At 64.8% G+C, this 12830-nt stretch carries 17 protein-coding genes and 1 pseudogene; 11 read left to right on the top strand and 7 right to left on the bottom strand.

Annotated elements, in window-relative coordinates:
• The first annotated feature begins 27 nt into the window (after positions 1-27).
• A complete protein-coding gene (locus B4394_RS09815) occupies positions 28-792 on the top strand; it encodes an SseB family protein (protein ID WP_078308740.1) in 765 nt (254 codons plus the stop codon).
• Between the two features lie 14 nt (positions 793-806).
• Here the strand turns inward: B4394_RS09815 and B4394_RS09810 are convergent, their stop codons facing one another.
• On the bottom strand, positions 807-1604 hold the full coding sequence (locus B4394_RS09810) for an AAA family ATPase (protein ID WP_078308739.1): 798 nt from the start codon (positions 1602-1604) through the stop codon (positions 807-809).
• Between the two features lie 60 nt (positions 1605-1664).
• Here B4394_RS09810 and B4394_RS09805 point away from each other — a divergent pair, with 60 nt between their 5' ends.
• Genes B4394_RS09805 through B4394_RS09795 form a run of 3 tightly spaced genes read left to right on the top strand, consistent with a single transcriptional unit; the run spans position 1665 to position 3865 of the window.
• Positions 1665-2276, top strand: a complete 612-nt coding sequence (locus B4394_RS09805) for an acid phosphatase (RefSeq protein ID WP_078314917.1) — start codon at positions 1665-1667, stop codon at positions 2274-2276.
• A 1-nt stretch (position 2277) separates the two neighbouring features.
• Complete coding sequence (locus B4394_RS09800; protein WP_078314887.1) at positions 2278-3387, top strand: isochorismate synthase; 1110 nt, start codon at positions 2278-2280, stop codon at positions 3385-3387.
• On the top strand, positions 3380-3865 hold the full coding sequence (locus tag B4394_RS09795) for a GNAT family N-acetyltransferase (protein ID WP_078314886.1): 486 nt from the start codon (positions 3380-3382) through the stop codon (positions 3863-3865). The genes B4394_RS09800 and B4394_RS09795 overlap by 8 nt, the downstream gene beginning before the upstream one ends.
• A gap of 2 nt (positions 3866-3867) precedes the next feature.
• On the opposite strand, the gene B4394_RS09790 is transcribed toward B4394_RS09795, so the two are convergent.
• Positions 3868-4275 carry a hypothetical protein gene (locus tag B4394_RS09790; RefSeq protein WP_078314885.1) on the bottom strand — a complete coding sequence of 136 codons (408 nt, stop codon included), beginning with the start codon at positions 4273-4275 and terminating at the stop codon, positions 3868-3870.
• A gap of 76 nt (positions 4276-4351) precedes the next feature.
• On the opposite strand from B4394_RS09790, the pseudogene B4394_RS09785 reads away from it, so the two are divergent.
• Together B4394_RS09785 and B4394_RS09780 are read left to right on the top strand one after the other, a co-directional pair.
• Positions 4352-5192, top strand: a pseudogene (locus tag B4394_RS09785) (diacylglycerol/lipid kinase family protein).
• A 416-nt stretch (positions 5193-5608) separates the two neighbouring features.
• Complete coding sequence (locus B4394_RS09780) at positions 5609-5863, top strand: WhiB family transcriptional regulator (protein ID WP_005056343.1); 255 nt, start codon at positions 5609-5611, stop codon at positions 5861-5863.
• Between the two features lie 82 nt (positions 5864-5945).
• Here B4394_RS09780 and B4394_RS09775 read toward each other — a convergent pair whose 3' ends face one another.
• Both B4394_RS09775 and B4394_RS09770 read right to left on the bottom strand, forming a co-directional pair.
• The gene (locus B4394_RS09775; protein WP_078292305.1) at positions 5946-7436 is read right to left on the bottom strand and encodes a sensor histidine kinase; all 1491 of its coding nucleotides are present in this window, start codon (positions 7434-7436) and stop codon (positions 5946-5948) included.
• Positions 7437-7447: 11 nt separating this feature from the next.
• Positions 7448-7666 (bottom strand): biotin/lipoyl-binding carrier protein, encoded by a 219-nt coding sequence (locus B4394_RS09770; RefSeq protein ID WP_005056341.1) that lies wholly within the window; start codon positions 7664-7666, stop codon positions 7448-7450.
• Here B4394_RS09770 and B4394_RS25915 point away from each other — a divergent pair.
• Complete coding sequence (locus B4394_RS25915) at positions 7649-7840, top strand: hypothetical protein (protein WP_078314884.1); 192 nt, start codon at positions 7649-7651, stop codon at positions 7838-7840. The two genes, B4394_RS09770 and B4394_RS25915, sit on opposite strands and share 18 nt — an antisense overlap.
• 17 nt (positions 7841-7857) lie before the next feature.
• Positions 7858-7932: a 50S ribosomal protein bL37 gene (locus B4394_RS26015; RefSeq protein ID WP_085988129.1), complete on the top strand. Its 75-nt coding sequence runs from the start codon at positions 7858-7860 to the stop codon at positions 7930-7932.
• Positions 7933-7934: 2 nt separating this feature from the next.
• Here B4394_RS26015 and rsrA read toward each other — a convergent pair whose 3' ends face one another.
• On the bottom strand, positions 7935-8243 hold the full coding sequence (gene rsrA / locus B4394_RS09760) for a mycothiol system anti-sigma-R factor (RefSeq protein ID WP_078292310.1): 309 nt from the start codon (positions 8241-8243) through the stop codon (positions 7935-7937).
• Positions 8240-8941 carry a sigma-70 family RNA polymerase sigma factor gene (locus B4394_RS09755; protein WP_078292380.1) on the bottom strand — a complete coding sequence of 234 codons (702 nt, stop codon included), beginning with the start codon at positions 8939-8941 and terminating at the stop codon, positions 8240-8242. The genes rsrA and B4394_RS09755 overlap by 4 nt, the downstream gene beginning before the upstream one ends.
• Before the next feature lie 149 nt (positions 8942-9090).
• On the opposite strand from B4394_RS09755, the gene B4394_RS09750 reads away from it, so the two are divergent.
• The gene (locus B4394_RS09750; RefSeq protein ID WP_078314916.1) at positions 9091-9597 is read left to right on the top strand and encodes an aminoacyl-tRNA deacylase; all 507 of its coding nucleotides are present in this window, start codon (positions 9091-9093) and stop codon (positions 9595-9597) included.
• On the opposite strand, the gene B4394_RS09745 is transcribed toward B4394_RS09750, so the two are convergent.
• Positions 9584-10354, bottom strand: coding sequence for an SOS response-associated peptidase (locus tag B4394_RS09745; RefSeq protein WP_078314883.1), 771 nt, complete (start codon positions 10352-10354; stop codon positions 9584-9586). The genes B4394_RS09750 and B4394_RS09745 overlap by 14 nt on opposite strands.
• 58 nt (positions 10355-10412) lie before the next feature.
• Between B4394_RS09745 and aroA the strand changes: the two genes are divergently transcribed.
• Both aroA and rsgA read left to right on the top strand, forming a co-directional pair.
• Positions 10413-11744, top strand: a complete 1332-nt coding sequence (gene aroA, locus B4394_RS09740; RefSeq protein ID WP_078314882.1) for a 3-phosphoshikimate 1-carboxyvinyltransferase — start codon at positions 10413-10415, stop codon at positions 11742-11744.
• Positions 11741-12733, top strand: a complete 993-nt coding sequence (rsgA, locus tag B4394_RS09735; RefSeq protein WP_078314881.1) for a ribosome small subunit-dependent GTPase A — start codon at positions 11741-11743, stop codon at positions 12731-12733. The genes aroA and rsgA overlap by 4 nt, the downstream gene beginning before the upstream one ends.
• Positions 12734-12830: the final 97 nt, after the last annotated feature.

Raw genomic sequence — 12830 nt, 5'->3', positions numbered from 1 at the left:
TGGCCTCACCGAGCAGGGGGACCCACGGTGGAATTGGTCGACAACACGAATCTTCGCGCGGCGGTAGCTGCATTCGCGGCACAACCCGGGCAACAGCGCGCCTATGACGTACTCCGGGCATGTATGCGCGGGACGCTTCTCCTCGATATCACAGGGTCCGACATGCCCGTCGACAGCTCCTCGTCCTTGCCCTCCGGCGCCCAGCTACAGATTCGGGGAGGAACCGGGCCAGACGGAGGCCGGGCGCTGTTCGCCTACACACGCAATGAGGAAATTGCACGCCATCACGCTCCTGACACACGGACACAATCGATGGCTCAGTCCGCGATAGCCGTGCTTGAGTTCGTCCGAAATCAGCGCACCCCCTGGCTCTACCTCGACCCTGTCGGCCCAACATGCGCACTCACTGCCAACGAGATCGATTTCGCATTGCGAAACCCCCGGAACGAGCAGGTCCGAGAGGCCATCGAGCTTGTCGCGCTGGGCAAAGCCGACCGCCAATCGGTGCTGCATCTCCTTCGCCAAAGCGGCCCAATGCTGCTCGGTGCCGATGAGCACACCGTTCCGGGCAAGGTCGCCACGCGCAGGACACAGCTGCCCGACGGTTCCCTCGCACTCGTCGCCTTCACCAGCGCCCCCGAGGTAGTCGCGTACGTCCCGTCCGATGCCGTTGTATCAGTGACTACCGAAAAGGTGCTGGAAGTAGTCATCCAAGATGGATACGCAGGCTTGGTCATCAATCCGGCTGGACCGTCGGTCTTTCTTTCGATAGCAGAGATCACCAGCACCTGACGGCGCGGTTGCGCTCAGTCCACCGGCGGCGCGAAGGTCGGCATGGCCTTGCCGCTCTTCCAGTGCTTCACCAGGCTCTGCGCCAGCTCTTGGTAGGCCAGCGCACCCTTGTTCTTGCGACCCGCGAGCACCGACGCGCCCGAGGCGCTTGCCTCGGCGAACCGCACAGTCCTCGGAATTGGCGGCGCAAGCACCGGCAGCTCGTAACGGTCGGCCACATCCAGCAGCACGTCGCGGCTGTGCGTGGTCCGCGAGTCGTACAGCGTGGGCAGCGCACCAAGCAGTGTCAGCCCCGGGTTGGTGATCTGCTGGACATCGGTCACCGTCCGCAGGAACTGGCCGACGCCCCGGTGCGCCAGCGTCTCGCATTGCAGCGGCACCATCACCGAGTCGGCGGCCGTCAGGCCGTTCAGAGTCAACACGCCCAGCGACGGCGGGCAGTCGATGATCACGACGTCAAACTCGTCCCCCAGTGATTCGAGCGCCCGCTTCAGCGCGTACTCACGGCCAGCCCGCATCAGCAGCATCGCCTCGGCACCGGCCAGGTCGATGTTCGCGGGCAGCAGCGTCAGATCCTCGGCGGTGGTCACCAGCGCTTCCTTGATGTCTGCCTGCCCCAACAGCACCTCGTGCACCGAGACCCCAAGTCGGTCCGGGTCCTGCCCCAGCGAGAACGTCAGGCAGCCCTGAGGGTCAAGGTCAACCAGCAGAACCTTCTTCCCCGTCTGGGCCAACGCCGCGCCGAGGGACGCGACCGTCGTGGTTTTGGCCACCCCGCCCTTTTGATTGGCTACCGCCAGCACCCGAGTCACGCCCACATACTGGCATGCCGAACGCGATCACGACGGAAGTCGGTACGGCACAATCAAGTGGTGTCTGCCCCCCAAAACCGAATGTTGTTGCTACGCCACGGCGAAACCGAATGGTCAAAGATCGGCAGGCATACCGGTCGCACCGACCTGGATCTCACGGAAATCGGTCGCGCCCAGGCCGTCGCCGCACGTGAGGTGCTGGACAATCTCGATCTCAATGATCCGGTGGTTCTCAGTAGTCCGCGCCAACGCGCGATCCAGACCGCAGAGCTGGCCGGTCTCACTATCACCGCCACCGACGAGGACCTCTCCGAGTGGGACTACGGCGACTACGAGGGCCTGACCACGCCCCAGATCCGCGAGAACGATCCGGGTTGGTTGGTGTGGACGCACGGCTGCCCCGGCGGCGAATCGGTGGCTCAGGTACAGGCCCGGGCTGATCGGGTGATCGCCAAGATAGCCGCTGACCTCACCCAACGCGATGTGCTGCTGGTGGGTCACGGCCATTTCTCGCGTGCACTGATGACTCGGTGGATCGACCTGCCGCTGGAAGAGGGCACTCGCCTCGGTATGGCCACGGCCTCGATCGCCGTGGGCGGACATGAGCACGGCCAGCGTCAGGTGGCCGCACTTGGGCTGACCGGGTATCGGCACCCGGTACCGTCAAGCTGACATGACGGCCACCGACTCCCCCGCACACCCACATTTCGTGATGTCACGGGCCGCCGAGGCGCTGTATGCGTACGGCCGTGAGACCGCATACGACGACATCGCGACCGCCGCGGAGGCCCTGCGCACCGGGCGGCACCACATGCTGGTCGGCGCACTGCCTTTTGACACCTCCAAGCCCGCAGCGCTCACGGTTCCGGTGACGGTTGTGCGCGGACAACCACAAGAGTTCTACGGCACCATGCCGAATATCCATGTAACGCAACAAATACCGGAGCCTTCCGAGCATCTGCGGCGCGTCTCGGAGGCCGTCGAGGTGCTTCGCGACACCGCCGGTGGACTGTCCAAGGTCGTCCTTGCACGTGTGCTGGAAATGCGGGCCGACGCGCCCGTGGACGCTTTGGTACTGACGCATCGGCTGATCCGAAACGACCCCGACGCCAACAGTTTTTGCGTGGACCTCTCCCCTGCCGGTGACCGATTCCGCGGCCACACCATGGTGGGTTGCAGTCCGGAGCTGTTGGTGGAGCGCCGCGGGGACATGGTGATCTGTCACCCGTTCGCCGGTTCCGCCCCTCGATCCAGCGATCCATCTCTAGATCGGCGCACGGGTGAAGACCTCGCGGGCTCGCACAAAAACCGCCACGAACACTCCGTGGTGATAGATCAGCTGCGCGAGGATCTCGCGTCGCTGTGCGTCGATGTCCAGGTCCCACCGGAGCCGACGTTGAGTCGTACCGCCGCGCTCTGGCATCTCAGCACCTCCATCAGCGCGCGCCTGCGTCAAAGTTCAACCACTGCACTTGATTTGGCAGTAGCACTGCATCCCACCCCGGCCGTGTGCGGCACCCCCACCGAGGCGGCCGCCAACCTGATCGCACGCCTCGAGGGTGATCGCGGGTTCTACGCAGGCGCGGTCGGCTGGTGTGACAGCAGCGGGGACGGTCGCTGGGCCGTCTCGATCCGCTGCGCCGAACTGTCGGCCGACGGCACCGCGATCCGCGCGTACGCCGGCGGCGGACTCGTCGCCGAATCAGACCCCCAGGACGAACTATCCGAGACAACGGTCAAATTCCGGACCGTATTGGCAGGGTTAGGAGCCGAGAGTGAGTAACACCCAGATTCGCCGCGCCACCGAGGCCGACGTCCCGGCCATCGTCGGCCTGATCGAGGATCTCGCGGAGTACGAGAAGGCGCGCGATGAGTGCCATATCAGTCAGGAACAGCTCCACAAGGCGCTATTCGGTTCGGCTCCTGCCCTTTTCGCTCACGTCGCGGAGGCAGACGGCGTGGTCTGTGGCACCGCCGTATGGTTCCTGAACTTCTCCACCTGGACCGGTCAACACGGCATCTACCTTGAAGACCTGTACGTCAAACCGGAGCAGCGCGGTTCCGGCCTCGGGAAGGCATTGTTGTCGGCACTGGCGGCAGAATGCGAGGCCAACGGCTATACCCGGCTGGATTGGGCTGTGCTGGACTGGAATACACCGTCCATCAAGTTCTACGACTCGCTGGGCGCCAATCCGCAATCGGATTGGATCACCTACCGGTTGCAAGGCCCGGCATTGGCGGAGCTGGCCTCAAACCGCTGACGCTAGTCGGATTCGTCAGCGCCAACCTCATCGCCGGTGGCCCACATCTGCGCGGTGGGGCTGAACAGCAGCACCAGCGCGACCACCGCGACGATCGCGATTGGTACACCCAGCGCGGGCTGGTGCGACCCCACGGCCGCGTACCACGCGACGGGCAGGAGCAGCAGCTGCATCATCACCGCGATCCCTCTGCCCCAACGTTTCCCTGTGACGAGCGCGAGACCGGCGGCAAGGACGGCGGTGCCGAATGTCGCGAACCAGGCGGCGGTGCCGTACCCATTCACCAGATGCTGGTCGGCACCGCCGGCCGCGCGCACCACCAGAATTATCGCGATCACCAATCCGACGGCGCCTTCACCGGCGACGATCATCCCGGCGCGGCGAACGGTGTTCGGAACGGCTGTGGTCACCCGACAAGCCTATGTGGACCCATCACGACTGTGATGAGCAGCTTGCGCGTAGAACATCCGGCTAGGCTCATGCCCCGTGCGTGCGGTCCTCATCGTGAATCCCAATGCCACCTCGACAACAGCGGCCGGGCGTGACTTGCTGGCGCACGCACTCGAAAGCCGCGTGCACCTAGAGGTTCTGCACACCGACCACCGCGGACACGCCAGTGAGCTGGCCCGCCGCGCGGCCGACGACGGGGCGGCGGTCATCGTCGTACACGGCGGCGACGGCACGGTCAGCGAGGTGGTGAACGGGCTGCTCGGTCAGCCGGGGCACCCGGCGCCGGGTCCGTTGCCGCATCGGTCTTGGACACTGCGGCGAGCGCTGGTTCATCTTCAACGCGGGCATGGGCCTGGATGGCGAGGTGGTTGCCGCGATGGAGGCTCATCGCAACAAGGGCAAGCAGGTCACGGCGGGGCGTTATGTCACCCGTGCGGTGCTGAGCTTCTTCCGTGCCGCCCGGCGCCAGCCGACCCTCACCGTCGAGCTGCCCGGCCACGAGCCGCAGGCGGGCATCCATTTCGCGTTTATCAGCAATTCCAATCCGTGGACGTACGCCAACGAACGCGCCATCTGGACAAATCCCGGTACCGGTTTCGAGAGTGGCCTGGGGGTGTTCGCGTCGAAGAGCATGAACGTGACGGCGAATCTTCGTCTGGTCCGCCACATGGTGGGCGCGCCGCGCCCGGATCGCCCCGCGGCCAATCACCTGCTGCGGGAAGACGACGTTCCGTGGGTGCGGATACGCGCGTCAGCACCGATCGCCACGCAGGTCGACGGCGATTTCCTCGGAATGCGCAGTGACCTGACCTTCACCGCGGAACCCGACGTTCTCGACGTGGTCGCGCCGGCAAAACCCTCCAACACGCCTTTCTGAGCCTCACCCGACGCGCAATAGTGTTGAGCGACAGCCCGTTCCAGACACAGCCGTTTCACAGGCGCAACGCGGTGCACGTCACACCCGGGCCGTAAGGGATGTACTACTTCACGTAGTGGCGCTTCAAAGGCTCATGACGTTACTCACCAGTAGCACCAGTTCACCTGGGAAAATGGGGGAATCTCGCCAGATTCAAGGCGTAGATCGGTTTAGTGTAGTACAAACGATTGTGGAGTCCGCAGACACCACCCCCGAGTGAGATTGACCACGTGTTAACTCACGCTATTGACTTCTGCTGAGCTTGTGAAACGATCGGAAGCAACAGTGCAGAAACATTTGGTACGCACGCGTTAACAGCCGAAAAACATTGATCTCGTGCGCTTGTCGCGCGCGCGATGAAAAAGGAGTGCACAACTATGGATTGGCGCCACAAGGCGGTCTGTCGCGACGAGGATCCCGAACTGTTCTTCCCTGTAGGGAACAGCGGACCGGCCCTTGCCCAGATCGCTGACGCAAAGCTCGTCTGTAACCGCTGTCCGGTGACGACCGAGTGCCTTACCTGGGCGCTGGAGTCGGGCCAGGACGCAGGTGTGTGGGGTGGCCTCAGCGAGGATGAGCGCCGTGCCCTCAAGCGTCGCAACGCCCGCGCTCGCGCCCGCAGCGCCGTCTAACGTCGCAGCAATCAGAACCCGGCACAATTTGGTGCCGGGTTCTTTGCTGCTCTAAGCCGGATCGCGTGCCGCGCAGAGACTTTCAGGCCATCAAGCGAGCACGCCGGCCCAACGGCACCCGAAGCACCGCGTTTGTTCCACCCTCCGGGTCGCTGCGCATATCCAGCGAGCCGTCGATCTCCGCCGACACCAGCGTCCTGACGATCTGCAAACCCAGCCGATCCGATGTCTCCACGCTGAATCCGTCGGGCAATCCCCGCCCGTCGTCATGCACGACGACATCGAGCCAGCGCGCCGACCGCTCAGCCCTGATGATCACCTGCCCCTGAGCGCCCTCCTCGAATGCGTGCTCAATGGCGTTCTGGACCAGCTCGGTGATCACCATGATCAACGGTGTCGCGCGGTCGGAGTCAAGCACTCCCAGCGCGCCCTCGCGGGAGACACGCACCTTGGTGTCGACGGTCGCCACATCGGTCATGATCGGCATGATCCGGTCGATCACCTCGTCGAGGTTGACCTCCTCGTCCACCGACATGGACAACGCATCGTGGACCAGCGCGATCGACGACACCCGTCGGACCGATTCGAAAAGCGCTTCGCGGGCTTCCTCGTTCTGGGTGCGCCGGGCTTGCAGACGCAGCAGCGCGGCCACGGTCTGCAAGTTGTTCTTCACCCGGTGGTGGATCTCGCGGATGGTCGCGTCCTTGGACAGCAGCGCCCGATCGCGGCGCTTGACCTCCGTCACGTCACGGGTCAGCAGCAGCGCCCCCACCGATGCGCCGCGCACAATGAGCGGCAGGGTGCGGATGAGCACCGCGGCACCGCGTGCGTCAACCTCCATACGCATACTCGGGCCGCCGGCCAGCACGTCACGGATGTGCGCTGCCAGCTCCTGGCCCTCGAACGGATCCGAGATCAGCGGCTTGGTGACCTCCATGAGGTCATGCCCTTGCAGATCGCTCGCCAAACCCATGCGGTGGTACGCCGATAACGCGTTGGGGCTGGCGTATCGGACCTCGCCGGAGACGTCGAGTCTGATGAACCCGTCCCCCACCCGGGGGCTGGAGCGCGACATCGCCTGGTCGGCCACGTTCGGGAACGTTCCCTCGGTGAGCATCAGCAGCAGATCGCCCGCACACTCCAGATACGCGCGTTCCAGTACGCCCTTCTTGAGCCGGGAGGCCAACGCGGTCTGGTGGGTCAGCACCGCCACCGTCCGGTCCCCACAGCGCACCGGGACCGCCTCTACGTTGAGCTCAGAGGCGTGCTCGGTCAGGTCCGAGTCACTTTCACGCTCGATGGAACCCGAGGTGAAGGCCGCTTCCACCAACGGCACGTCTGAAGTCTTGGCGACGGTGCCTACGGCATCGCTGTCGATGATGGTCGGCGCGGTGTTGGGTCGGCACTGGGCGACGCAGACAAAAGCGTCGTCGTCGCGGTGCACCCACATCAGGTAATCGGCGAAGGAGAGGTCTGCCAGCAGCTGCCATTCGGCGACCACGGCGTGCAGGTGATCGACCGCTTCACCCGGCAGCATGGTGTGCTCGGCAAGCAGGTCACCGAGAGTGGACATCTGGTGGCGATCTAGTCGTCGATGACGGCGATCAAGTCGCCGGCCTGGATCACGTCGCCCACCGAAACACTGACGTCACCGATCGTTCCCGCCACCTCGGCGAGCACCGGGATCTCCATCTTCATGGATTCCAGCAGGACAATGGTGTCGCCTTCAGCGATCGCGTCGCCCTTCTTGACGAGTACTTCCAGCACGCTGGCCACGATCTCGGCGTGTACTTCCTCGGCCACCTGCGCGCCACCTCGCTCTCGTCAACATCCGGTTACTGGTCCTCAGTATCGAACCACACGTACGGGATCCACGCGTTCAACCACCCTTACCGGCATGAGAGACTGGGTACACACACCGGCGCGCATTATGCGCTGCTGGCCTGTCAGCCGGGCTCACACCCGGAACCCATTTGATCGGTAAGGAGATTCCCATGGCCAAGCGTGGTCGCAAGAAGCGCAGCCGTAAGCACAACGCCGCCAACCACGGCAAGCGTCCCAACAGCTAGCGCTAGGAGTTCTCAGCCCGCTGTTCGATGACAGTGGTCTGAGTGATCTTCAACTTAAGACGCTCACGTAGCCCGTCAGGTGCCTTTTCTCCACCGCACTTGCGGGCTACGAGTGTTTTGATCTGCTCTTCAATGCCGTAATGCTGCAGGCAGCCCGGGCATTCTTCGAGATGATGCCGCAGCCGCGCGCTGCTTTCCGCGCTGCATTCACCGTCGAGAAGGGTCCACACCTCCGCGATCACCTCGGCGCAACCGGATACCTCGCAGTTGCCACCCTTGTCGACACTGTTCTTCAGTTCACCGTCGGTCATGCCCGGCCCTCCGCTAACTCATTGTTGCGCAGGAAGCCACGCTCCTTGGCCACTTCGGCCAGCAATTCGCGCAGCTGGCGACGGCCGCGGTGCAACCGCGACATGACCGTGCCGATCGGGGTGTCCATGATCTCGGCGATCTCCTTGTAGGGGAAGCCTTCGACGTCCGCGTAGTACACGGCCATCCGGAATTCTTCCGGCAGCTTATTCAACGCTTCTTTGATTTCGTCGTCAGGCAGCACGTCGAGCGCTTCGATCTCCGCCGAACGCAGCCCCGTCGAGGTGTGCTCCGCATTCGCGGCCAGCTGCCAGTCGGTGATCTCCTCGGTCGGATACTCCGCGGGCTGACGCTGCTTCTTGCGATAGATATTGATGTAGGTATTGGTGAGAATCCGGTACAGCCAGGCCTTGAGGTTGGTGCCCTCTTTGAAGGTCCCGAACCCGCCATACGCCTTGACCATTGTCTCCTGCACCAGGTCCTCCGCGTCCGCGGGATTTCTGGTCATCCGCAGCGCAGCACCATAGAGCTGATCCAGCAGCGGTAACGCGTCACGCTCGAAGCGTGCGGCCCGCTCAGCCTCCGTCTCGACGTGAATCGCCTGATTGGAGGGATCTGCGGTGTCTGTCACGGCGGTCCTTTCGGTAGCGACACCGACCATACGGATCGGCACCGACATCGGACGTTCGAGGCACGCCATTGTCACCTGCAATACCCCTTCCGTGTTGAGGACCATAGTCCGCTCGATGCGGACACACTGCTCAACACCGACTCATGCCGGGGTATTTCCCAAAGTATCTCGACTGTCAACTCAAAATTCACTGGACCCGGGGCACTACTGTCCAGATCGTGGGTTCCAAGGCCGCCAAAGCTGCCACTCCGGCCGTCGCCGCGTTGATCGCGGCAGGGGTCGACTATCAACTGTTGCCGTATGAACACCGTCCCGGCGAGAGCGCGTTCGGCGATGAGGCGGTGCGCGCGCTGGCGGGCTCCGGGTTGGTTCCCGGGCAGATCTTCAAGACACTGCTGATCGCGCTGGACCGCGGAGCGGATCTGGCGGTCGCGGTCATCCCGGTACCCGCGACCCTCTCACTCAAGGCCGCGGCGGCGGCTCTCGGTCGCGGGAAGGCCACCATGGCCGATCCCGCGGCGGCCGAACGCAGTTCCGGCTACGTGGTCGGGGGGATCTCTCCGCTCGGACAACGAAGACCATTGCCCACCGTGATCGATTCATCGGCCCTCAGGTGGGATCGCATCCTGTGCAGCGCAGGAAAGCGCGGATTGCAGATGGCACTGGCACCCGGCGATCTGGTCCGGCTCACCAACGCTGTTACGGCGTCCGTCACAGCAGGGTGATCTGCTCCCCCACGGCCTGAGCGCCGTCATCCGGTACGAGCAGCTCCGGACCGTTGTTCGCGACACTGTTCACCAGCGATGAGACCTGCCGCGTTTCGATGTCGGCCACCTGGCCCGCCGGCTGCAACAGGCGCTGATCCAGATCCTGGTCCGGGTCCAGCCACCGGTCCCACGATTCGGCACCCAGCATCAACGGCATCCGGTCGTGAATCTCCAGCAGCGGGCCGACAGCATCGGTAGTGACGATCGTGCAGCTCAGCAGGGGTGCCGCATCCTTGGTGGGCTTCCACACCGACCACAATCCCGCAGCGAACAATCTCTTGCCGTCGCCGGGATTCATATAGAAGGCCGTCTTGGCGCCTTCCTGCTTACGCCACTCGTACCAGCCGTCCATCGGAACCAGACACCGCTTGGACTGCGCGGCGACACGGAACGTTGCGGCCGTGGTGAGACTTTCCGCGCGGGCATTGATCAGCGGCGCGCCCTTGGCCTGCGGTCGGCCGTCTTCGCGTGCTTTGGCCCACGTGGGCACCAAACCCCAGCGCATGGCGCGGACGCGACGGGTGGGAACGTCGCCGGGTTCACGATGTCGTGCCACCACCGTGAGCACCGGGTCAGTCGGCGCAACGTTGTAGTTCGGGATGGCGGGAAGCTGCTGCGGTCCGGTCTGCTGACTCACTGTGCCAATCTCGTCCACCGCGTCGATCTCGACCGCCAGCAGCGCCGGGTCGATCGTCACCGCGTACCGTCCGCACATATCGCCATCGTGCCACCCGGGGCCGACACCGCAGGTATGCGTCCGGGACAATAGGGCGGTGACAAGCGGACTCTGGCAGGCACCAACGATCGACGGTTCCGTCAACGCGACCATCACCATGCCCGGCTCGAAATCCCAGACCAATCGGGCGTTCGTCCTCGCCGCGCTGGCCGCACGTGAAGGCGCCACCTCAACGGTGTCCGGCGCATTGCGCAGCCGTGATACCGATCTCATGATCGGAGCGTTACGCGCGCTGGGGTGCGACATCGCGGGTGACGGCACCGACCTGACGATCTCCCCCGGATCCGGCGACGGTGACAGCTCGACGGTCGACTGCGGGCTTGCCGGAACCGTCCTTCGGTTCCTGCCACCGGTGGCCGCACTTCGCCACGCCCCCACCATCTTCGACGGTGACGACCAGGCGCGCGCCCGACCTATCGCTCCCCTGTTAGACGCACTGCGTGCGATCGGGGTCGGCATCGACGGGCAGCACCTGCCGTTCACAGTGGCCGGCACTGGGCAGGTGCGCGGCGGCGAAGTCGGCGTCGACGCCTCGGGATCGTCCCAATTCGTTTCCGGCCTTCTCCTTTCCGGTGCCGCATTCACCGAGGGCCTGACGGCGGTGAACACCGCGGACGTGCTGCCCTCGGGGCCGCACGTGGTCATGACGGTCACGATGTTGCGTGAGGCGGGCATCGCGGTGGACGATTCAACCCCCGGCCGCTGGCATATCGATCCGCAACCAATCCCCCCGCACCACTGGACGATCGAGCCGGACTTGTCGAACGCGCTGGCTTTCATCGCGCCGGCACTGGCCACCGGGGGCACCGTGCGCATACTCGGCTGGCCACGAAAATCCACGCAGCCCGCACACCAGATCGAGGACGTGGTGCGCCGGTTCGCGCACAACGTCTCGCTGACGGATTCGCATCTGGAAGTCACCGGCCAGACCGGTTATGGCGGTGTCGATCTGAACCTTGGAGAGGTCGGTGAGCTGACTCCGACGGTGGCAGCACTGGCCGCGCTGGCGGAGCCCGGGAGCGTCTCCACATTGCGCGGAGTCGCCCATCTGCGAGGGCACGAAACCGATCGGCTCAAGGCGCTCGCCCACGAAATCAACACCCTTGGTGGGCGGTGCGAGGAGACTGAGGACGGGCTGCGGATAGTCGCCACCGACCTGCACGGCGGGGTCTGGGGCTCGTATGCGGATCACCGGATGGCTACGGCCGGAGCTCTTGTCGGCCTGAAGGTGCCGGGAGTGTCCGTCGACGACATCGCCACCACCAGTAAGACGCTGCCTGACTTCCCCGGAATGTGGGCCGACATGCTCGCCCAATCTGGAGCTCTTCGCGCAAGCGGCTCATCGGCACCGGACGGTCGCGCCTCTTGAGTCCACGCGAGTACGACGAGTCCGACGCCCGCATCAGGCCGGGCCGACGCTCGCGGCCTCGCACCAAGAATCGTCCCGAGCATGCGGACGCGGTGCCCGCGATGGTCATCACCGTGGACCGCGGCCGCTGGGGCTGTGTGTTGCAGGATGGTTCGGCACCGGACCCCAGCCGTCAAGTCACCGCGATGCGGGCACGAGAACTTGGCCGTACCCCGATTGTGGTGGGCGACACCGTGAGTCTGGTTGGCGATCTGTCCGGGCGCCCGGACGCACTGGCCCGCATCGTGCGGCTGGAGGATCGCCGAACAGTGTTGCGCCGCACCGCCGATGACACCGACCCCTTCGAGCGGATCTTTGTGGCCAACGCTGACCAGTTGCTGATCGTGGTGGCGGTCGCCGATCCCCCACCACGCACCGGCTTGGTGGAGCGCACGCTCATCGCCGCCTATGCGGGAGGCCTCACCCCAATCCTGGCACTCACCAAAACCGATCTCGCAGATCCTGAGGCGTTCGCCGCGCAGTTCGCCGATCTCGACCTGCAGGTCATCAAGGCGGGGCGCGATGCGCCGCTAGAACCCATCATGGACACCCTGTCCGGCCGCCTCACCGCGCTGCTCGGCCACTCCGGGGTGGGCAAGTCCACCTTGGTGAACCGCCTTGTCCCCGAGGCTCACCGGGCAACAGGTGAGGTGACCGGAGTCGGCAAGGGGCGCCACACCTCGACCCAATCGATAGCGCTCCCGCTCCACCCGTCGGGCTGGGTCATCGACACCCCGGGCATCAGGTCATTCGGCCTGGCCCACATCAAGCCCGCCGACGTACTGGCGGCGTTCAGCGACCTGTCCGAGGCCATCGAGGACTGTCCGCGCGGCTGCCAGCACCTTGGCCCACCCGCGGATCCCGAGTGCGCCCTGGACGAGCTCACCGGAGCGTCCGCCAAACGGGTGATGGCCGTGCGCCAACTGCTTTCCGTGTTAACAACGGCCTAACTCTTGGTTGCGAAGGCCTTCTCGGATCGCGCGAACAGCACACGCCGATTAGCGTTTCCATCAGTGGCTGCGAAGGAAACAGCCAATGAGGGTCAGG

The organism is Mycobacterium sp. D16Q16 (assembly GCF_002013745.1).
GTDB lineage: Bacteria > Actinomycetota > Actinomycetes > Mycobacteriales > Mycobacteriaceae > Mycobacterium.
The sequence above is the reverse complement of the archived record's forward strand: the minus strand, read 5'-3'. Positions and strand labels throughout refer to the sequence as shown.